The 21,282-nt window shown below is 50.8% G+C and carries 20 protein-coding genes; 9 read left to right on the top strand and 11 right to left on the bottom strand.

The window, feature by feature from the left end:
• Nucleotides 1-133 precede the first annotated feature (133 nt).
• Nucleotides 134-1,315, top strand: coding sequence for a formate-dependent phosphoribosylglycinamide formyltransferase (gene purT / locus FYJ73_RS00100; protein ID WP_154532367.1), 1,182 nt, complete (start codon nucleotides 134-136; stop codon nucleotides 1,313-1,315).
• 165 nt (nucleotides 1,316-1,480) lie between these two features.
• Here purT and FYJ73_RS00095 read toward each other — a convergent pair whose 3' ends face one another.
• A complete protein-coding gene (locus FYJ73_RS00095; protein WP_154532365.1) occupies nucleotides 1,481-2,512 on the bottom strand; it encodes a transposase in 1,032 nt (343 codons plus the stop codon).
• An 86-nt stretch (nucleotides 2,513-2,598) separates the two neighbouring features.
• Here FYJ73_RS00095 and FYJ73_RS00090 point away from each other — a divergent pair, with 86 nt between their 5' ends.
• The 4 genes from FYJ73_RS00090 to FYJ73_RS00075 all read left to right on the top strand — a co-directional run bounded on the left by FYJ73_RS00090 (nucleotide 2,599) and on the right by FYJ73_RS00075 (nucleotide 5,596).
• Nucleotides 2,599-3,009: a sugar 3,4-ketoisomerase gene (locus tag FYJ73_RS00090; RefSeq protein ID WP_154532363.1), complete on the top strand. Its 411-nt coding sequence runs from the start codon at nucleotides 2,599-2,601 to the stop codon at nucleotides 3,007-3,009.
• An 86-nt stretch (nucleotides 3,010-3,095) separates the two neighbouring features.
• On the top strand, nucleotides 3,096-3,437 hold the full coding sequence (locus FYJ73_RS00085) for a PH domain-containing protein (RefSeq protein WP_206081651.1): 342 nt from the start codon (nucleotides 3,096-3,098) through the stop codon (nucleotides 3,435-3,437).
• Nucleotides 3,438-4,388, top strand: a complete 951-nt coding sequence (locus FYJ73_RS00080; RefSeq protein ID WP_154532359.1) for a GNAT family N-acetyltransferase — start codon at nucleotides 3,438-3,440, stop codon at nucleotides 4,386-4,388. It begins immediately after the preceding gene.
• A gap of 89 nt (nucleotides 4,389-4,477) precedes the next feature.
• On the top strand, nucleotides 4,478-5,596 hold the full coding sequence (locus FYJ73_RS00075; protein ID WP_154532703.1) for a DegT/DnrJ/EryC1/StrS family aminotransferase: 1,119 nt from the start codon (nucleotides 4,478-4,480) through the stop codon (nucleotides 5,594-5,596).
• Between the two features lie 40 nt (nucleotides 5,597-5,636).
• Here the strand turns inward: FYJ73_RS00075 and FYJ73_RS00070 are convergent, their stop codons facing one another.
• The 4 genes from FYJ73_RS00070 to FYJ73_RS00055 all read right to left on the bottom strand — a co-directional run bounded on the left by FYJ73_RS00070 (nucleotide 5,637) and on the right by FYJ73_RS00055 (nucleotide 9,263).
• Entirely contained in the window at nucleotides 5,637-6,407 is a 771-nt protein-coding gene (locus tag FYJ73_RS00070) for a hypothetical protein (protein WP_154532357.1), read from the bottom strand.
• Nucleotides 6,408-6,474: 67 nt separating this feature from the next.
• Nucleotides 6,475-7,059, bottom strand: coding sequence for a LutC/YkgG family protein (locus tag FYJ73_RS00065; RefSeq protein WP_154532355.1), 585 nt, complete (start codon nucleotides 7,057-7,059; stop codon nucleotides 6,475-6,477).
• Between the two features lie 81 nt (nucleotides 7,060-7,140).
• The gene (locus FYJ73_RS00060) at nucleotides 7,141-8,520 is read right to left on the bottom strand and encodes a lactate utilization protein B (protein ID WP_154532353.1); all 1,380 of its coding nucleotides are present in this window, start codon (nucleotides 8,518-8,520) and stop codon (nucleotides 7,141-7,143) included.
• 5 nt (nucleotides 8,521-8,525) lie between these two features.
• Entirely contained in the window at nucleotides 8,526-9,263 is a 738-nt protein-coding gene (locus FYJ73_RS00055) for a (Fe-S)-binding protein (RefSeq protein WP_154532351.1), read from the bottom strand.
• A gap of 247 nt (nucleotides 9,264-9,510) precedes the next feature.
• Here FYJ73_RS00055 and FYJ73_RS00050 point away from each other — a divergent pair, with 247 nt between their 5' ends.
• Nucleotides 9,511-11,622, top strand: a complete 2,112-nt coding sequence (locus FYJ73_RS00050; protein WP_154532349.1) for a DNA topoisomerase 3 — start codon at nucleotides 9,511-9,513, stop codon at nucleotides 11,620-11,622.
• Between the two features lie 94 nt (nucleotides 11,623-11,716).
• Here FYJ73_RS00050 and FYJ73_RS00045 read toward each other — a convergent pair whose 3' ends face one another.
• The 5 genes from FYJ73_RS00045 to FYJ73_RS00025 are packed head-to-tail and all read right to left on the bottom strand — an operon-like array spanning nucleotide 11,717 to nucleotide 17,688.
• Nucleotides 11,717-12,991, bottom strand: coding sequence for an ABC transporter permease (locus FYJ73_RS00045; RefSeq protein ID WP_154532347.1), 1,275 nt, complete (start codon nucleotides 12,989-12,991; stop codon nucleotides 11,717-11,719).
• Nucleotides 12,992-12,994: 3 nt separating this feature from the next.
• Nucleotides 12,995-14,173 (bottom strand): ABC transporter permease, encoded by a 1,179-nt coding sequence (locus tag FYJ73_RS00040; protein WP_154532701.1) that lies wholly within the window; start codon nucleotides 14,171-14,173, stop codon nucleotides 12,995-12,997.
• A 48-nt stretch (nucleotides 14,174-14,221) separates the two neighbouring features.
• Entirely contained in the window at nucleotides 14,222-15,217 is a 996-nt protein-coding gene (locus tag FYJ73_RS00035) for an HlyD family secretion protein (protein WP_154532345.1), read from the bottom strand.
• Nucleotides 15,218-15,252: 35 nt separating this feature from the next.
• Entirely contained in the window at nucleotides 15,253-16,767 is a 1,515-nt protein-coding gene (locus FYJ73_RS00030) for a TolC family protein (protein ID WP_154532343.1), read from the bottom strand.
• A gap of 48 nt (nucleotides 16,768-16,815) precedes the next feature.
• Nucleotides 16,816-17,688, bottom strand: a complete 873-nt coding sequence (locus FYJ73_RS00025) for a hypothetical protein (RefSeq protein ID WP_336509560.1) — start codon at nucleotides 17,686-17,688, stop codon at nucleotides 16,816-16,818.
• 235 nt (nucleotides 17,689-17,923) lie between these two features.
• Between FYJ73_RS00025 and FYJ73_RS00020 the strand changes: the two genes are divergently transcribed.
• Nucleotides 17,924-18,622 (top strand): peptidylprolyl isomerase, encoded by a 699-nt coding sequence (locus FYJ73_RS00020; RefSeq protein ID WP_154532339.1) that lies wholly within the window; start codon nucleotides 17,924-17,926, stop codon nucleotides 18,620-18,622.
• A gap of 30 nt (nucleotides 18,623-18,652) precedes the next feature.
• Here FYJ73_RS00020 and FYJ73_RS00015 read toward each other — a convergent pair whose 3' ends face one another.
• On the bottom strand, nucleotides 18,653-19,540 hold the full coding sequence (locus FYJ73_RS00015) for an SGNH/GDSL hydrolase family protein (protein ID WP_235899160.1): 888 nt from the start codon (nucleotides 19,538-19,540) through the stop codon (nucleotides 18,653-18,655).
• A 194-nt stretch (nucleotides 19,541-19,734) separates the two neighbouring features.
• Here FYJ73_RS00015 and FYJ73_RS00010 point away from each other — a divergent pair, with 194 nt between their 5' ends.
• Nucleotides 19,735-20,562 carry a TPM domain-containing protein gene (locus FYJ73_RS00010; protein ID WP_235899159.1) on the top strand — a complete coding sequence of 276 codons (828 nt, stop codon included), beginning with the start codon at nucleotides 19,735-19,737 and terminating at the stop codon, nucleotides 20,560-20,562.
• 35 nt (nucleotides 20,563-20,597) lie between these two features.
• Entirely contained in the window at nucleotides 20,598-21,194 is a 597-nt protein-coding gene (locus tag FYJ73_RS00005) for a LemA family protein (protein WP_154532337.1), read from the top strand.
• The last annotated feature ends 88 nt before the right edge of the window (nucleotides 21,195-21,282 follow it).

Below are 21,282 nucleotides of genomic sequence, written 5' to 3'. Positions count from 1 at the left end.
TCAGCCTTAGCATTCGACACAGATCTCTCTTCTTAGACCATTAAATATTGGTTATTTAGTATTGGCCATTTAATATTGGCCATTTAGTATTGGTCATTCAACATTCGTAATCGATCGTTCAACATTCGTAATTATGAAAAAGATATTGTTGTTGGGTTCCGGTGAACTGGGCAAGGAGTTCACCATTGCTGCCAAGCGTGCAGGGCAGTATGTTATCGCTTGCGACAAGTACGACAATGCGCCGGCCATGCAGGTGGCCGATGAGCGTGAGGTGTTCTCCATGCTCGACGGCGACGCGCTCACGGCTGTGGTGGAGAAACATCATCCCGATCTCATCGTACCGGAGATTGAGGCTATCCGTACGGAGCGTCTCTTCGACTTTGAGAAGGAAGGCATACAGGTGGTGCCGTCGGCTCGCGCTGTCAACTACACGATGAATCGTCGGGCTATCCGCGACCTGGCAGCAAAGGAGTTGGGACTGCGTACAGCGAAGTATTTCTATGCCAAGACTTTCGATGAGTTCAAACATGCTGCTGACGAGATTGGCTTCCCTTGTGTTGTCAAGCCGTTGATGTCCTCGTCAGGTCACGGCCAGAGCTATGTCCACAACGACGATGAACTGAAAGAGGCTTTCCGTGATGCCATGGAGGAAGGACGTGGAGACGTGAAGGAAGTGATCATTGAGGAGTTCATTGACTTCCAATCGGAGTTTACTTTGCTCACAGTTACACAGAAGCACGGGCCTACCATCTTCTGTCCGCCTATCGGCCACGTACAGAAAGGCGGTGACTATCGCGAGAGCTGGATGCCCTACGCTATCAGTGATGAGGCCTTGAAGCAGGCACAACATATCGCTGCCGAGGTGACAAAGGCACTCACGGGTTACGGCATCTGGGGTGTGGAGTTTTTCCTCACCAAACAGGGCGAGGTGATCTTCTCGGAGCTGAGTCCCCGTCCGCATGATACGGGCATGGTGACGTTGAGCCACTGTACCAACCTCAGCGAGTTTGAACTGCACTTCCGTGCTGTGATGGGACTGGATATCCCGGCTATCCATCTTGAGCACAGTGGTGCCTCGGCTGTGGTACTTTCTCCCGTAGACAGCGACAAGCCGCTAAGCTACAACCTGGAGGATGTCTGCCGTGAGGATCATGCCCGTGTGCGCATCTTCGGTAAGCCCGTGGCACATGTCGGCCGTCGCATGGGCGTCGTTGTCTGCTACGACAAGGTTGGCTGTGACATGGATGCATTGCGTGACAAGACCAAGCGCCTGGCAAAGACCGTTCTTGGCACCGATCCGTATATGAAGAAGTAGCTTTTAGGCATGCCATCTGCGCCTTAGCCTTGAAAAGGCGAAGCATAGAATGCCCTCTCGTTTAGGTTTTCCCCTCGTTCAGGTTTTCCCCTCGTTCAGGGTTTCGCCTCGTAAAGGGGTGCGTCTCGTTCTGTGCTTCGCCTTTTTAAGGCGAGGAGTTGTGGCTCATAGCCTTTTTCCGTTGCAGAGGGCAGCAGCCATGTTGTTGAGCATGGTGCATTGCAGGCGGGTGATGACCCTTTTGTCAGTATGATGTTCCCAGGGTGCTAACAGCAGCAGCTGGCCTCGGGCGCAGGCATCGAAGCGAGCTCCGCCAGGCTTGGCAAGAGCCGTGAAGCCGTTTTCCAGCAGGACGATCTCCGGATAGCCTTTCTCAAAGACTGTGCGCATCACTGCTTTCTCCCCGGGGGAGATGCAGGGAGACACCATCACCGCCCCTGCGGCACATTCCGTCAAGGCGCGCACTGTCACAGCCTGAATCTCCGTCTCGGAGAGACGGCGTGAACACTGTACCTGCAGCAACGGTTTGCGAAGGAGGAAAAGGTTCCCGATAGCTGAAAAGGTGACCCCTTTCTCCTGAATATTCCGCTGAACGCGGAAGTAGTCAGGGTAGGAGCGTTTTACCATCAGACGCCGGGGGTTGTCGGCAAGATAGTGTATCCATGTCTTCAGCTGTCCCTGGTGAAGTAGTACTTTGTCGTTGTAGCCATGTTCAAAGAGAATACCGTCACCACGCCGGTCACGCTTTTCCGTTGCCGGGGCTGTCACTGCCTTCTGTGGAACGATGCGGCGGTAGGCTTTGTTGCAACCTTGCACAAATCCCCGTATTACCATTCCAAGGTGGCAGGGAAGCGTCTCATGCACGAAGAGAATGAGATGAAGATGGTCGGGCATGATCTGATACCCACTAACCGTTAATTGTGGGTAGTACCTGGGTAATCCCGTTATCTGCTCCTTCACCGCCTCCCCTAACGTCGAGAGGACGATATGCGGATAGCTGGCCTCGCCGTAACACGAACGAATATCCCCCTCTATCTCTCCAAACAACTTCCGCCTGCCGGCGACGACGAGTGTAATCATATAGATAGTCCGTTCATGGTAATCCTTGCCTTTCATCCTTCGCTTCATCGAAGGTATTGTGGCATGGCGAAGTGTTGGCTTGTCAGAATTCAGGTCTGATGAATGTCTCTGTTCCATTTCTCTGTAACGCCATGTCTTAGTGTTTATTGTTTAATAATTCCCCTTAGGCCAAAATAAAACCGTGGGGCTGTCGTTATCAATACATGGATCAGTTAGGAAAAATCATTTCTCTGAAAAAGATAGTAGACCCACGCGGCAACCTCACTGTGGTGGAACAATGCAAGGATGTGCACTTTGAAATCAAAAGGGCATATTGGGTGTATGATGTTCCGGCAGGCGAGAGCCGCGGAGGACATGCCCATAAAGCTTTGCATCAGCTGTTGGTAGCGATGAGTGGTAGTTTCACTGTCAATTTAGATGACGGCTTTCGTAAAGCCAGCTATCTTCTTAATCACCCTTGGGAAGGCTTGCTGATAGAACCGGGTATTTGGCGGACATTAGATGATTTCTCGTCTGGTGCTGTCTGCATGGTGTTGGCCGACGAACTCTACGACGAGAGTGACTATATCTATGATTATCAAGATTTTCTAACATATAAAGCAAACAACCCATGAACAAGGTATATCCTTCTAAGAAAGACATCTTTATCTTTATTATTATTTGTTTGATAGTTTCTTTGGCATCCTCCATCAAAGCTGCGATGGAAAGTAGAACCCTGTTGTCATGGCTGATTACCCTATTGATAGTGATGGGATGGATGGCTATGTTTCTTCTGCTTTTCCCCGTCAAATACATTATCGACGGAGACAACCTCCTCATCTGTTGTGGCTTTCAGCGTAAGCGTATCTCTATCTCGCAGATTATCTATGTGCGGCGCAGCCATAACTTGTTGGCGTCTCCGGCTTTGTCTGTCGACCGGTTGGAGATTGTCTTCAAGGAAAAGAATACAGACAGCATTCTGATCTCACCGCGTAACAGAATAGATTTTGTTGAAGATCTTAAAGCGATAAATCCTGATATTGACATATCCAAAGCTTTGTAAATGTTTGACATCCGGCAATACACAGACAATGACACCGACAGCACGGCATGGAACGACTTTGTAGCACTGTCGAAGCAAGGCACGTTCCTTTTCGACCGCCATTATATGGACTACCATCGCGACCGTTTTTCCGACTACTCACTTCTCTTCTATAAGAAGGGGAAACTCTATGCTTTGTTGCCCGCCAATATCGACGGCGACACGCTATGGTCACATCAGGGATTGACTTATGGTGGGCTGATCACCAATACGCATGCTACGACAGCCGAGGTATGTACGCTCTTTGAGGAGCTCAACGCTTATCTTCATGACCACGGTATCCGCCATGTGGTCTATAAAGCCATGCCGTGGATCTATCAGCAGTTGCCGGCGGAAGAGGATCTTTATGCCATCTTTAACCGTTGCCATGCTCAGCTGATGGTACGCAACGTGTCGTCTACCATTGAGCAGGACAGGGCGCTGAAGTGGCGGCGTATCCGCAAATATGGTGCTGATAAGGCGGAAAAGGAGGGCATCCGTGTCGTACAAGATGACAGTGCTTATGCTGACTTTTGGCAGGTCTTGACAGACAATCTCCTACATACCTACCAAACTCGGCCCGTGCATACCTTAGCGGAGATCAGCCGACTGCATGACGCTTTCCCTGATAACATCCGACTTTATGTAGCTTGCCTTGATGAGAAAGTCATTGGGGGGACTCTGCTGTACATCACCTCGCAGGTGGCGCATGCACAGTATATATCCGCCACACCTGAGGGCAAGCATCTGCATGCTATCGATGCCATCTACCGCAAAGTCCTCACCGAAGACTACAGGGACTGTCGCTATTTTGATTTCGGCATCTCTAACGAAGACAGAGGTCGCTATCTCAACGAGGGGCTTATCTATCAGAAGGAAGGTTTCGGCGGTCGTGCCGTGTGCTACGACTGGTACTCTTGGAATGTCGAGTGATGAATATTGAATGATGACTTGTTTGAAAGCACAATGATAAGTTACGAATGATGAATGATAAATGCGTAGAATTTAATCAGAGTAAGCAGATGCGTATCCCTTATCTGTCTTTGCAAAAGGTCACGGCGCAGCATCAAGATGAGATAGAGGCTGCTGTGAAGCAGGTCATCGAGAGCGGCTGGTATCTCCAAGGTGAGGCAACGCGACGATTCGAGAATGATTATGCCCGGTTTATTGGTACACAGTGTTGTGTGGGCTGCGGCAATGGACTCGATGCGCTGACACTTATCTTTCGTGCTTATAAAGAATTAGGTAAGTTACGGAATGGTGATGAAGTCATCGTGCCGGCCAATACCTATATAGCTTCTATCCTCTCCATCACTGAAAACGGATTGAAACCTGTACTCGTGGAACCACGAATTGATACGCTTGAACTTGATTACAGTCAGCTTGAGACTCATCTTAGTGACCGCACGCGTGCCGTATTGCTGGTGCATCTCTATGGCCGTTGTGCCATGACGCAGCAAGTTGCCGACTTCTGTCATCGTCGTCATCTGCTACTCATCGAGGACAATGCGCAGGCTCATGGCTGTATGTATGGCGGTCGCCGTACGGGCTCTTTTGGGGATGCTGCTGCTCATAGCTTCTATCCTGGCAAGAATCTTGGAGCCTTGGGCGACGCAGGGGCTATTACCACAGACGATGCTTCTCTGGCTGATCTCTGCCGTGCTTTGGGCAATTACGGTTCTTCGCGCAAGTATGTCTTCCCCTATAAAGGCCGCAACAGTCGCATGGACGAGATACAGGCTGCTGTGCTCTCCGTGAAGTTGCGCTACCTGGATACTGACAATCGGCGACGCTGGCAGATCGCCACTTATTATGCTCAGCATATCTCCAACCCAAAGATCACGCTTCCTGGTGCAGAGGCTTGGATGTGTGGAGACGTGAATCATGTCTTCCATATCTTCCCCGTGCTCTGTGCTTGTCGTAATGAGTTGCAAGAATATTTGAAACAAAAAGGTATTGGCACGATGATACATTATCCTATTCCACCACATCAGCAAGAATGTTATCCCGAATGGCACTCTCTTTCATTGCCCATTACTGAACGTATCCATCGTGAAGAGTTGAGCATTCCTTGCAATCAGACGATGACGGATGAGGAAGTACGCTATGTGGTGGATGTCATCAATCGCTTCGAGAAATGACATCGTTTGCATTTTGTTGACAAGTAAATATGTTTTGCTTTTACTGCAATTTCTTTCTGACGGCGTCATAGCTATGATCCACCGTTGCATAGACAGATTTGCTGATGTACCAAGTCATCTGCTTTGCTATGCGGTTGACGAGCGGGGCAATACGGTTAAGGTCTGGTGAAGCATGCTGATCGATTTTTATCAGGTCGATGCCTTTTAATAGTTGTTGACCGCATCCTTTCGGTACTGCCTGCTCAGCAGTCAGCCCCAAAGCCATCCAGTCCACTTCGCGCTGTAAGGCTTGCATCTTTAGAAAATCGTCGATCGGACAGTTTACTTTCTGACGCGCAATGGGATAGGTGAATCCACCCACGCGATGGTTCAGTCCCATTTGTACGGCCAGTTGAGGATGCTCTGTTGCGAAAGCTTTGCGCTGAGCATTGAGTTCCCGTAGCATGGCGTTGACGTCCTTGGCAATGATTGCCTTCATGGCTGTAGCTGACAGCTGAGCACCGCACACCTTATTATATAGTGCTACGATCTTCGTCTTGTCGTCTGGCAACCATTGAGCCATCATGCCTCTCAGTGATCCTTCAACAGCTAAAGCTATAAAACTTGTGAGATGAAGTTTGCTTTGTCGTTGCCATTTGCTGATGATTATCTTCTTCTGCGAGAGGAATGCACTCGTGGTGCTGTCGGTATTGAGGCTGTCCGCTTTTATGGTCAGTGAGTCCGTCTGACGATTTTCTGTTGCTGCTTGAGTAGTCAGAAGGGAAGAGGTAGCCAATAGTCCCAATGTCGTGAGGAAGGTCGCAACTTTCATTTCCTTGTTTGCAGTTTTAAAAAAGCAGGAAGGGCTATCCCCCTCCTGCTGTGTATGATATGATAGTTTAGCTCAGTACCAGTACGGTGACACCGCGGGCAGCCTGAGCTCCCATAACGAGAGCCTGTTCGATATCTGCTGTCTTTGATGGTCCGCTGATAAACGTGCCGAAGTTATAGCGTGGATCCATCTCGATGCGGCGGTAAGCTTCGTGCATATTGTTCACAACGTTTTGCTTGTCAAGGATGATGACGAGATACTCCGAGATGAAGCACACGGCTTTCTCCTTCATCGTCTGAGGCACCCAGATACAAGCGTTCTCGGCCACACCGAGTTGTCCTTCAACGACCCCTACATCAGTGCCATTGAGATCCTGAGCCTCCTCCACGGAGTCGGGATTGCGCTGGGCGATGGAGATATAGGGCAGGTTGCTGGCAAATATCTTGGCATTGGGGTAGAGGTTACGGATGATCTGGTTGAGGTCATCGGTTTTTCTTGCTTCCACGATGCGGCCACCTACTGTTTTTGTCATCTCGGCGAACTGCTGATAAGGGTCAGCATAGGTGATGCCGTGGAGATCGTCCATGGCAGGCATATCGTATTGCACCTTGGTGTTGGCGCGTAGTTTCTGGAGCAATTCTTCTTTTCTCATTGCTTGTCGTTACTTTGATAACTGTTATTCCGAGTCGTTTGACATCGTTGTCGATTATTACTAATCGCTTGACGTCGTTGGCTATTTCTTCTTTTTCTGTTGCTCTTTCCACCAGCTGTGGAACGACTGGTTGGCAAACTTTGGCTTGGCATGTCCCAGTCCCCATGGATTCAGATGGCTGTAGTGAGTAAGCATCTCTGGCACGAAGTTAGCCAGTGGTGACAGTTTCAGTGCATCGGTGTAGAGTGTAGGATGATCGAAGAGCAGTTCCATGCCTTCTGACATGAACTTTTTGAGATGGTCGGCTTTGCCAATGCTGTCAAGACTTTGTCGCCAGAGATAGATTTGTGAGCCGGGTTTCACTTCTGCCGGGCACACATTGTCGCAGCTCAGGCAGAGCGAGCAGGCTGAAACATTGTCGCTGTAGCGACGGGCGTTGGCCAGCATTCCTAAGTCTACACCGATGGGACCCGGAATGAAATAGGTGTAGCTTGCACCGGTAGAGCGGCGGTAGACTGGACAAGTATTCATGCAGGCACCGCAACGGATGCATTTCAGTGTCTCCCAATGCTCGGGATTGGCGAGAGCGTCGCTGCGCCAGTTGTCGAGAAGCACCACGTGCATCTCGGCACCGGGACGGGCTTGGCGGAAGTGTGAAGTGAAACCGGTGGTCGGCTGACCAGTGGCACTACGGCAGAGCAAACGTTGGAATACAGCCAGACTCTCATAGTCGGGTACAAGTTTCTCTATGCCCATCGTCACGATATGGAGTTTCGGCATAGACGTCGTCATGTCGGCATTGCCCTCATTGGTGCAGACGACGATGTCACCTGTCTTAGCAACGCCAAAGTTGCAACCGGTAAGACCGGCACCTGCTTCCATGAACTCGTGGCGCAGGCTCTTGCGGGCACAATAGGTCAGGTAAGTGGGATCTGTGTTTCCTTTGTCTGTGGACATACCTTTGGCTTCGAAAGTCTCGGCCACCTCTTCCTTGGTGATGTGCATGGCAGGCACCACGATATGTGCCGGAGCACGATGCATCAGTTGCAGAATACGCTCGCCGAGGTCGGTCTCCACCACGTCGATGCCACGCTGCTCAAGATAAGCATTGAGGCCACATTCTTCGGTAAGCATCGACTTCGACTTCACCATCTTCGTCACCTTATGCGATTCGAGAATGCCATAGACCATCTCGTTGAGTTCGTTGGCGTCTTTGGCCCAATGGACGATGACGCCACGACTTTCGAGCTGACTGCTGAATTGCTCCAGATAGTCGGCCAGATGCGTGAGCGTGTGGCGCTTGATGGCTGATGCATGGTCGCGCAGACTTTCCCATTCTGGCAGGCTTTTAGCCATTTTGTCGCGACCTTGCCGCAACTGCCAGAAAGTAGCATCGTGGTGATTGACCTTGTCGCGGTGCTTTAATATTTCGTGTGCTCTTTCTGAATGTATAGTGCTCATAATGCTTAGATACCGTTTGCTAATATTTGTGCGACATGGATAAACTTGATAGGCTTCTTCTCCCGCCGTGCGATGCCTTCCATGTGCATCAGGCAGGACGAGTCGGGACCGGTGACATATTCTGCTCCTGTGGCCATGTGGCGCTCGATCTTGTTCTCACCCATGCGCACCGACACGTCGGGCTCTTCCACAGAGAACATGCCGCCGAAGCCGCAGCACTCGTCCACGCGCTCGGGCTCTTTGATGGTGATGCCCTCTTTGAGTTGCAGCAAATCGATAATTTTATTGTATCTTGGAATGTTACGCTCTGATGGTGATGACAGTCCCAGTTCGCGTACACCATGGCAACTGTTGTGCACGCTGACCACATGGGGGAAGCTGCCGGGCAGACTCTTCACCTTCACGATATCGTGCAGAAACTCTACGATGTCCATGGTGTTCTTCGGCGTGACGCATTCGTGGTCTTTGGGCAATAGTCGGGGATAGTTAAACCGAACGAAAGCGGCACACGACGCTGATGGAGCTACCACATAGTCGAAGCCTGAAAACATATCCTCAAAGTTGTTGGCAAGGTGCCTGGCCATAGGCTCAAAGCCGGCGTTGGACATCGGTTGGCCGCAACAGGTCTGCCTTTCGGGATAGGTCACATCCAATCCAAGATGGCACAATAGTTTATATGTAGCCTTTCCGACCTCAGGGTACAGAGCGTCTACATAGCAGGGTATAAACAATCCTATTTTCATTTCTCACTTAATTCTAACCCTACAAAATTAATTATTTTTTTCTAACCCGCCATTACTTTGCATAACTTTAACCATATTATTTTTCCATTCAGTCATAATCATAGCTTGGGTCTATTTCTTTTACTGTGGTCAAAAGGCAAGCAGATCTGTTTGTAAGGATGACATGACTCTAAAAAACTTTTGTTTTTTTCTCAGTTAGGAGATTATTTCGTACTTTTGTATTTCAAATAGATATACCACTGAATATATGATCGTTTGTATAGCGGAGAAACCGAGCGTAGCAAAAGACATCGCGCGTATCTTGGGTGCCAACGTGCCCAAGAATGGCTATATGGAGGGAAACGGCTACCAAGTGACCTGGACGTTTGGACATTTGTGCGAGCTCAAGGAGCCCAATGACTATCAGGTGAACTGGCGTTATTGGACGCTGGCTGCGCTGCCGATGATCCCGTTGCGCTTTGGCATCAAACTCATCCCGGAGGAAACGATCAAACGTCAGTTTGCCGTGATTGCCGATCTCTACAGCAAGGCTGACGAGATTGTCAACTGCGGTGATGCCGGCCAGGAGGGTGAGCTCATCCAGCGCTGGGTGATGCAGCTTGCGGGGGTGAAGTGTCCTGTTAAGCGCTTATGGATTTCGTCGATGACTGATGAGGCCATCCGCGAAGGATTTCAAAACCTAAAAGAGCAGAAGGACTACGAGAGCCTTTACATGGCAGGACTAAGCCGTGCCATCGGCGACTGGCTGTTGGGCATGAACTGTACGCGCCTCTATACCTGCATGTACGGCCGCAACCATCAGGTGCTTTCCATCGGTCGTGTACAGACTCCTACCTTGGCGTTGATTGTCAACCGCCAAAAGGAAATTGACAACTTCAAGCCCGAACCTTACTGGGTACTCTCTACCCTCTATCGCGACACGTTGTTCACTGCCACGGCTGGCAAATATACCAGTAAAGAGGAAGGAGAACAGGCTTTCTCGCTCATTCAGGATAAGCCTTTCGTGGTCACTGATGTGCAGAAAAAACAAGGTAAGGAGGCACCGCGACAGCTCTATGACCTTACTTCGCTGCAGGTTGACTGCAACCGTAAGTTCAGTTTTTCCGCTGAGATGACGCTCAATCTCATACAGGCACTTTACGAGAAGAAGTTGACCACTTATCCGCGTGTCGACACACAATATTTGTCTGATGACATTTATCCCAAGTGCCCGGGTATCCTTAATGGCGTTAGTCAGATGACAAAAGCCGGACAGAAACCTTATCTGCAAATCATCAAGGATTTGGCTGCTGTCAGCAAGAAGCTGCCGAAGTCGAAGCGCGTTTTCGACACTTCCAAGGTCACCGATCACCATGCCATCATCCCTACAGGTCAGGTGCCAAGCGGGCTGAGCGATGCCGAGATGAAAGTCTATGACCTCATCGCGCGCCGTTTCATTGCTGTATTTTATCCCGACTGCAAGTTTGCTACGACCACGGTCAAGGGAAAAGTCGATAAGGTGGAGTTCAAAACCAGCGGCAAGGAAATCCTTTCACCGGGATGGCGCGCTGTGTATGCCAAGGATGAACTGGTACAGACGGCAGAAGACAGTAAGTCGACGGACGAGGAGAAGACGTTGCCAACCTTTGTCAAAGGAGAGTCGGGACCGCATAAGCCCACGTTGACAGAAAAGATGACGCAACCACCGAAACACTATACCGAAGCCTCGCTCCTGCGTGCCATGGAGACTGCCGGCAAGTTTGTCGACGACGATGAATTGCGTGCGGCGATGAAGGAAAACGGAATCGGACGCCCTTCGTCACGTGCCAGCATCATTGAGACGCTGTTCAAGCGCCACTACATCCGCCGGGAACGCAAGAACCTCGTGGCTACTCCCACGGGCATACAACTCATCGACACCATCCACGAAAAGCTCCTCACCAGTTGTGAACTCACTGGTATTTGGGAGAAGAAGCTCCGCGACATAGAGCATCACAAATATTCGCCACAACTCTTCATCGACGGATTGAAAGAGCAGGTAACAAAGATTGTGCAGGATGTACTCCACGATAACAGTAACAGACAGATAGAGAGCGGTGAGCCTGAGCCCGCTCCGAAGCCGTCCGGTCCAAAGAAGGGTGGGGCGGGATCAGCCAGACAAAGCACCAAGCGGTCAGCCGCTTCGCGCAAAAAAGCCACGTCATCAGCTTCGGCAGCGGCGTTCGCCGCTTCTCCGTCTTCTGCTCCCGTGCTCACCAAGGGCAAACTCAAAGTCGGTGACCCATGTCCCAAATGCCATCAGGGCCATATCATCCAGGGCAAGACTGCTCTCGGCTGCTCGCGGTGGCGTGAGGGCTGTGACTTCCGTCAGCTGTTGTGAATAGTGAATAAATGATTGGAGAATGTGGCAGGGATGTGACTTCTTCTTGAAATAATGATAGTTGGTAAGTGTTATCTTTGAGGCCTGGCTCTCGCTATTTAGCCTGGCTGCTCAACTTCTTTTGTTTTGCCAATTCTATCTTGTCTCTCACCGCTTGCATGTGGTCGAAGGCACGCTTGCGGGTGGCCGCGATTTGGTAGCGGTAGACCATGCACGTAGTGAGGAAATAGACAAATGTCTGGATCCACAGTGCATGATACTCCACGCTGATGTCCTGTAGTGTGGCTCCCATCGACGAGATACGCAGAAAGCCTCTCACGCCAAAGGTTGAGGGGATGAGGCACGCCACACCCTGCCAAAAGCTTGGGATGTTGGACTGTGGCCAGCTCACACCGGTCATAAACAAGAAAGGCACAGAGGTGAAGACTACCAATAGCATCACATTTTCTCGGTAGCGTACCATACACGACAGCGTCATTCCGAAGAAGATACACGACAGCAGGTAGGGTACCATTAGACCGAGTATTGTCCACGGTGTCACCAGAGAGATGTAGTGAAACATACGTGGCACGACCAGGCTGATGTAAGCCGCCATAACCATATACACCATGAAGTAGCACCATGACTTACCGAGTACGATACGGAAGATGCCATTGTAGTGTTTCGAGATAGGTACGAGATCCTGATAGCGGTTGTTTTCGCGGGCTGTACCGGCAGCGAGTCCAATACCCAGTAGCAGTGTCTGCTGCAGAATGAGCATCAGCACGCCGGGGATGATGGCGTTGCCGTAGCCGTCAGTGACATTGAATATAGGCACCTCATCAAAATCCAGTGGCTTGGTGGTAGTCTCATCGTCGCGGTTGGTGAAACTGTTGCTCTGACTGAGCTGAATGCGGCTGTTCATCTCTCCGGCCACTGCCATGGCGGTCTGATAGATTGCCTTGTAGTGGAGCATCAGACTCATGTCGCAATACAAGCCTACCGTGGCTTGCTCGCCACGCCCCAGTCGGCGTTCGAAATCCTCTGGGAAATAGAGTGCGCCATGCACTTGTTGCTTGCCGATGAGTTCTTTCGCATCGTCAAGCGAGTTGCACATATAAGCAACCTTCACGTCAGAGCCTGCGTCGTAGTGGCGGATAAATTCGCGTGAGGCCTCGGAATGGGATAAATCCACGACAGCCACCGGTACGTCTCTGACTACTTCGTTGTTGTAGATCCAAGAGTAGAGCAGGGGATAGAACAGCGGCACGAGGACGCAGAAGATCAGCACACCCTCGTCGGTGACGAGGCCGCGCATCTCTTTCACGCAGATATAGCAAGTGTCAAGGAGTCCTTGCTTGACTTGGCTGAAAAAGTTCTCGTTTTGCATGGCTTAGGGAATATATACATATACCAGCATTGCCCTCTTGATATTTCTTAACGTGAAGATGGGCAGCACGGCTATCATCAACAGGAACATAATGTTGAACCAGGCGTAAGACAGCGGGTAGCCATTGAACTCACACATCTGATACAACATGAAATAATGGCGCAGGGGGAACAACTGTGCCAGGGACTGTATCTCAGGATCCATGGCCGATAGCGGATAGGTGGCACCGGCTACGGAGAAACTCAGTACCGACCACAGTGCGCTGATCGAGATTGACATGCGCAGGGAGGGCATCAGTCCGAAGGCAAAGATGCCGAATCCCTGACAGGCCAGCACGCTGAGGAGTCCCATCAACAGTAAAGGTATGACACCACCCGGATGCGGGAAGTCGAGTGTGTGGAAGATGTAGAACTCAAAGCCATACATCATTGTAAGGAAGAGCAGCGTCATTGGCAGTATCTTGCCCGCAATGGCAATGTAGATATTGTTGCCCGCCATCTTCATCAGTTGGCGTGAGCGTTTGAACTTCAACTCTGTGCCGATGGAGTAAGGGGTGAGCAGGAAGATGAAGACCATGAGCACACCCGGTGCCATGCTGGTGGTCAGATAGATGTTGTAGCTTACCCAAGGATTCTGGATCAGATGGGTATCCACGGCGATGGGCTGGAGAAAGGTGCGCACCTCATCGTCGGTCTTTCCTATTGCCTGTAGTTTGGTCTTTCCGACAGCCGCCGAGCCCAGCGTGCAGATGGTCTTCAAATCCTTGAAGAGCATATTACCTGCCACAAGTGTCACATTGCTATAATAGAACGACACCTTAGGTTGGGTACTCGTCATCAGTCCGCTTGTTGTGCCTTTGGGGATGTAAAGAAAGGCAAAGATCTCGTTGCGCTGAATGGCCTCGCGGGCTGCGTTGACATTGGGATAATAGCCTGCGACCTTCGACGACTGGAAGGCGTCGAGTTGCCTTACCATTGCGCGGGTGGTCGTGGTGTTGTCCTGATCAACAATGCCGATAGGCATCTCGGTAGGCTGTCCGCCTGCCATGAGTGTGGTGAAAAAGATGATGACGACAATGGGAAAAATCACCGTGCAGAATCCGTAGATTGGATTTTGGCGCATGATCCCCACCTCCCGCAGCGAGATGTGATAGATGCGGGAGAGGACCTCGTGGAGTGTCATGCTCTTGGGGCGATAGGTGTAGAGGTTATTCTCTTTCAATCTTTTGTGCTATTTCTTAGTGTTCTTGATAATCAGCGACATGCCAGGACGCAGTCCATCGAACTTGTTGACAAAGTGAGCCTTCACCTCGAAGGTCTTCAAGTCATACTGTCCGTTGCTTTTTGTGGCTTTCCATACGGCATAGGAACCTTCGTCCTTGATGTCGTAGACTTTCATCTTTACGTTTTTGTTGAAAGCTGGAGAGAAAGCGGTAAACTCGTCGCCGACCTTCAAACCTTTCAGTTGGTCTTCACGCACGTTGAAGGTTCCCCACATGTCCGACATGATGTTGATGTTCATGATTGGTGAGCCCATGCCCACCAACTCGCCAACCTTTGGGTAGACATCGCTGACCTCGCCCTCTACGGGAGAGATCTGCACGGTCTCTCTCAGAATTGACTTGACGACATCAACGGCACTTTTGGCTGCCTGAGTGTTTTTGGCGGCAGCGATCTTCTCTTGCTTGCGTGCACCGCTCTTGGCCAGCTGATACTGGCTTTGCGTCACTTTCACTTGTGCTTCAGCAGCTTTGAAGGCTGCCAGAGCCTCGTCGCGTTTTTGTGCACTCATCACGCCCTCGTTGTAGAGGTTTTGCATACGTGTGTAAGTCTTCCGTGCGATGTCCTCAGCGGCTATAGCCTGCTGCATCAGGTCGTAGGCACTCTGGATCTGTTCCTTGCGTGCGCCCTCATCGGTCAGATCGCTGATAGCCTGAGTGGCTCCCTCAGTGGCTTCCGCCACTTTCTGTTGTGCGTTGGCCTCAGGAATCTGCAGGATGGCAAGCGTGTCGCCTACATGCACGTAGTCGCCTTCTTTGACACGTATTTCCTCGATACGCGCCGGCAGTTTGCAGCTGACGCGATAGTCGCCGACTTCCACTTCGCCCTGAATAATCTCGTCGGTCTTGCCGAAGGCGAAGAAACCAATGACACCTACGATCGCCACTGCTACAGTGAATCCGAGCACGGCAAGCAGTATGTTGTTATGTTGTGATTTTGCTGACATCTCTATATGTTTTTTCTAAATGGCTCGTTGATAGTTTATTCGAGTATACCCAATGCTTTTTCCAGGTTCACCTCGCTGACACGCAGGTCCACCTCTGCGTCGATCTTGTCGCTGTGGGCTTTCTGCCATGCCGTCTGTGCGGCCATGACATCGGTAGAGGGGATGACGCCTTCGCGGAATCCCACTTGTGCGCATCGGAGGTTTTCTTCTGCACTTTTGACATTGTTGTTGGCCATGGTCAGACGCTTACGGGCTTCTTTCACCTTGAAACGGCTTTGGGTCACCTGCAGGTTGATCTTCTCCTGCACGTCGCTCAGTTCCATGCGTGCCATGCTGGTGGCAGCCTGCGAGGCTCTGACTTTGTAGCGTCCCTCAAACCAGTTCCATACCGGCATCTGCACGGTGATGCCTACGTTCCACACGCCAGAGAAGCGTTTCTGAAATCCGTTGTAGACATTGGGGTTGGTGATCATATATCCGCCTGTCAGTGCAACGTGAGGCAGATATTCGGCTTGTATGACTTTAGTGCCTTGCTCACTCAGATCCACCGCATTTTGAAGCAGGCGTACTTCAGGGCGACTTGAGAAGGTGGAGTCGGGCTGATAATCGGTGTATCGGACGTTGCTCTTTTCCAATCCGTTGCTGTCCTCGTCTGCCAGTGTGATCTTGTCGGTCATTGGGATGCCACAAAGCTGGCAAAGCAACATCTTGGCCAGTGTTACACCATCGTCGACACGGGTGATGTCCATTTCTGCCTCATTGACCTTTACGTCTACTTTCAGACCGTCGGCCTTTGTGGCTACACCCTGACGGATCATCTTCTTGACGTCGTCATCAAGCTTTTTCACCAGATCGCGATAGCTGTATGCCAACTTTTGTTTATGTTTGAGGGATACGACAGTCCAGTAGGCCTTGTCGATGTCATAGATTGTTCCCTGAGTCTTTAGGCTCTCGTCGTTGCCTGCCATTTCTTCCATTATGTCGGCAATGGCGTTGGCGGCCTTGATGGCTCCACCCATAAAGATAGGCTGGCGCAGGATGACGGCACCGCCGAAAACGTTTTTTGTGTCGGTGCGGAAAGCATCGACAATCTGTTGGCCTATCGTGTTGCCGAGCCCGGCAGCATACTGTCCGACGGGTGCGCCTGCCTGTTGCATCATAGCCCCAATCTGCTGGGCTTGTTCCATGCTGATGGCTCCTTGCTTGACAAGTTCGGTCATCTTCTCGGAAATGCCTTTTTGCAGATCTCCGCTGACCTGTGTGCCGAGGTTGGTGCCCATGTTGTTGAGCAGGTTCTTTTGCTTATTGCTCAGCAAGTTGATGTCGCGGCTGGTAAACTCATAACCGGCCAGAACATCCACTTTTGGCAGGTATTTCGTACGTGCTGCCTTGCGGGTGTTCATTGCCACCTCTTTTCCCAGCCGTGAGACATTGATCTGTTTGTTGTTGCGGAGGGCCAAAGCCCGGCAACTGTCCAGTGTCAGCACGGTCTGTCCGTGGGCGGCCAGTACGCATCCTGAAAGTAAAATGGCGAAAGTGAACTTTCTCATATCTGTTTACTGACGTTTATCCGTGTCTTTGTTCGGACCGTGAGGTCCTTATTCCAGCGTGAAGCTGTGCGAGCCGATCATGTTGCCGTCGGCAAAGATACTCACGCGGTAGGTACCGCCTTCCAGTGCCTGCCCGATATTGTAGAAGAGGGTGACGGGTGTCTCGTTGCCGTTGTATTCCACTGTACGTTTCATGGTGCAGGGAATTGTACGGTTTTCGTAGTTAAACGAGCCGCCGCCCGAAAGCAGTGCTCCTGTAGGTGTGTTGATGCAGACATATACGGTCTTCATGCCGCTGGCAGCCGTGACGTTCTTTGCAATAGAGAAGGAGACTTGCAGAGCCTTGGCTTTCTTGATTTTCTTCGTTGCCTTGCCACGTTTGCTCATGGCCGAGAGGTTGATGCCGGTTGCATCAAGCTGTGCGGCGATGGCTACTTTCTCGGCCAGTCCGGCTTTCTCGCTGTTGAGTCCGGCAATCTGCTGGGTGGCCTGATCGTATTGTCCTTTTATTCGTGTGTTTTCTGCTGTGAGATGCTCATTGGCGCGGTTAAGCGAGTCGATCTGGATGACATAGCTGCGCAGTACGGCTCTCACCGTAGCCAGTTCGCGTTTGAGTCGTGCGATCTCACGGGCATCCGTGCTCTTGGTGTTGCGCAGCTCCTGCAACAGCTTTTGGGTACGCTCCTGCTCTTGGGTCAGTTGGGCGATGATGGAGTCGTTATTGATCTGGGTCTTCATCTCGCCGTACTGATTGGCGAACTGCTGGTATTCGTTTTCCATCTCCTTCTTGTCCAAGTCGGCAAGCTGTACCATTTCCTTGTTCTCCTCCTTCTGTTTGTTCAGGCTGGTATAGAGCCAGGCAATGCCTCCCAATAGCAATAATACGACTATGACGAGCGGAATGATGATCTTCTTCATGATTTTTGTTGTCCTTTTAATAGTGAGTTGTAAAGAAGTGGATGATGGTATCTTCTCCACGCCTTATGGATTATATTATCACATGCAAATTTAGGCTATTTATCTTAAACGGCAAAGTCTTTTCAACCGCTTAAGCCTTTTAAATCTTAAAATTTAGTATTTTTGGGGAAAAAACGACCAAAATTAAACGAGGATTGTGTAATTTTACCACATGTTATCAGAATTCTAATCAGTGACTATGAAAAAAATTGCATTGTTATTGACGCTCATGCTCTTCGCTGTGTCGGCAACATGGGCACAGGGAGAGACAAAGACCGACACCGTGCGCCATCAGGTAATGTTGCAGACGACAAAAGGCAATATCGTAGTGGAACTGTACAACGAGACACCGCTCCACCGCGACAATTTCCTCAAGGTGGTGCGCTCGGGTTATTACAATGGCATTCTCTTCCACCGGGTCATCGCCGATTTCATGATTCAGGCGGGCGACTCTACCTCGCGCCACGCTAAGCCGGGCGCGCAGTTGGGCGATTATGACCTGGGGTATACCGTGCCTGCTGAGTTCCGCTATCCTCAGTATTTTCACAAGCGGGGAGCTCTGGCTGCTGCAAGAGAGCCCGACAGCGTCAATCCGCAGCGGGCTTCCGGAGGTGCGCATTTCTATATTGTATGGGGACGGACCTATTCCGACAAGTCGCTCGACCGCATTCAGCACAAGACGGATTCATTGACGCATGGTGCCGTGAAGTTTACGCCGGAGATTCGCGAGTATTACAAGACCATCGGCGGTACGCCCCATCTCGATGGCATGTACACTGTCTTCGGACAGGTGATCCAAGGAATGGATGTGGTGGATGCCATCGATCATGTGGCTACCGATGAGTACGACCGTCCGCTGGAGGATGTGAGAATCATCAAAGCCTCGGTCATTAAGTGATCGGTTCTTGCCTTTTCGTATTGTCGGCTGTCACAACACTGGCAGAGACAACAGCTGCCATACCAGTGTCTTAGCCAACCTTATGTGTCCGTCATCATTGGGGTGGAGCAGGTCGTGTGGGTTGTGGTAATAGGTGGTGCCGTTGATGAGCGGATAAAGACCACTGACGGCATTGAGGTCGATGACGGGTATGCTCCACACGTTGCCGGCTTCCTTGACGCTCGAAACGTAGGCGTCGATATATTCGCCACAGCTGTTATGTATGCGTTCATCGGGTTGCACATTCTTGTCGTTGGGGTCGAAGATGGCGCGATGAATGGGAGTGAGCAACACGATCTGTTTGGTGGTGAAGCTGTCCTTCAGCATTTTCATCGCAATGTTGATGCGGCCGCGGTAGGTTTGGGCATCGTAACTCATCGTGCGGTAGCGGCGCTTGACGAGCGTCTTGGGTTGTCCTACGGCAGCATAGACGGTGGTGTCCTTCTCGTCGTACCATTGTCCGATTTTTACTCCATGGTTATAGTCGTTGGTACCCATGAGAATGACAATGGCATCGAAGTCGCGACCGTGGTCTGACAACAGTGCCTGGGCTTGCCGCGGAATGTCGTTCCATTGCCGTCCGCTGACACCATATATATAAGGTGTTATGCCAATCATCTCTTGCAGATAGTTCCAGTATTTCTTCTTCGAACCATTGTTGCGCGGGTCGGTCAGTGAGTCACCGAAGAAAGCTACACGTGCGCCCCACCATGGATGGATGCCCTTGAGGCTGGTCAGTGGAGTGAGGGTAGGGGGTGTGAGGGATCTTTGCTGTGCCTGTGTGGTGAGCATCGTGGCTGACAGTGCCGCGGTGAGGGCTAAAGTCTTGAGGGATTGTCGCCATGAAACGTTTGTCATGGACTTCATGATTTTGGTCATAGATGGTGTTTTTTAGAGATGTTTCGTAGATGATTTCTGTGCAAAGATAATCAAATTTTCATGATTGCTGTCTTTTTCCTTTCTAAAACTATGATTACTTATGAAAAGTTGTTATTATTTGTTGCGATTGTCCTTGCTCTTCATCGAAATTCATTATATTTGCAGTAATCATACGCTAAAAGGCTCAAAATGGCATGAAACAGCTTCGTCAAAGTTTCTTTGTGCAAATGATCGTCATCTTGTTTTGGCTCTTTGCCCAACCTGTCTCGGCTAAGGTGTGGACAGCTGATGACGTACCGATGGTGCACTTGCAGGATCGCAACCGCTATGTCTGCGACCCAGAGGGGCTCATGTCGCCCTCCATGCGCGACTCTGCTGATGTCTGTTTCCGTCGCTTGCAGACCGAATGCGGCATTCAGACGGTCTTCGTGGTCGTGGGGCATGTCAAAGACGCTGATTGTTTCCGTATGGCTGAAGACATCGGCAACCATTATGGAGTGGGGACGAAGAAGGACCGGCGCGGGTTGGTCATCGTCCTGGCTGTGGGTGACCGTCGCTATTTCATTGCACCGGGTAAGGGGCTTGAAGCTGATCTGACCGACGTAGAGTGCGACGACATAGCCCGGCAGTGCATCGTCAAGAATATGAAGGTCAACGACATCGATGCCGCTGTCTGCTCTACGGCACAGGCGCTCTACTCTAAGTTCAAAACAGGAAAGGCCGTCGTTGATGGCGAGGAAATCGGTTCCGAAGACGATGAAGTCTCGTGGCTCACGATCCTTTTTGTTCTTTTGGTTTGCTTTGGCTTTCCGATTTATCAACTCATCATGCTGTTGCTGGTCAAACTCGGATGGTATCATCCTAAGAAGAAACGCCGGCACCGTCGTGATGATGACGACTGGTTCCCGCCCTTCATCTTTGGTGGCGGAGGAGGCTTCGGCGGTGAATCCGGTGGAGGCTTCAGCGGTGGCAGCTTCGGAGGTGGCAGCTTTGGCGGCGGCGGAGCCGGTGGTGGATGGTAATATCATCATGAAAATTATAACTAAATCGTATCAATATGAAGAAAAGTACTTTGATCATGCTCATCATCGTCGCGGTGATAGTATTGTTTGGTATTGGCGCTTGCAGTACCTATAACGGTATGGTTGAAAAACAGGAAACGGCCACTACGGCGTTGGCCGACGTGCAGGCTACTTATCAGCGGCGTGCCGATCTCATTCCTAATCTCGCCAAAACGGTGCAGGCCTATGCCAAGCATGAACGACAGACCTTTGAGGAAGTCACCAAGGCAAGAGCTTCCGTGGGGCAGATAAAACTTGATGCCAGCAATCTCACACCCGAGAAAATCAAACAGTTTGAGGCCGCACAGGGGCAGCTCTCGCAGGCGCTCGGCAAACTCATGGTAGTCGCGGAGCGCTATCCCGAACTGAAGGCGAACCAAAACTTCCATAGTCTGCAAATACAACTGGAGGGCACGGAGAACCGCATCAACTATGCTCGACAAAATTACAACGAGGCTGTGCAGAAATACAATCAGGATGTGCGCACCTTCCCCAATGTGATCTTTGCCGGTATGTTCGGCTTCAATCGCATGGAAAAGTTTGAGGCTGCAGCAGGTGCGGAAAAGGCACCGGAGCTCAACTTCAATGAGTGATCATTTCTCCTTTTCCTGAAATATTCATACAAAAGCTTGTCCGCTTCAACTCTCAATCTAGAGTCGAGCGGACTATTTTTTTGTTTCC

This window comes from Hallella mizrahii, assembly GCF_009695775.1.
Taxonomy (GTDB): Bacteria; Bacteroidota; Bacteroidia; order Bacteroidales; family Bacteroidaceae; genus Prevotella; species Prevotella mizrahii.
This window is presented reverse-complemented; position numbering and strand designations above follow the sequence as displayed.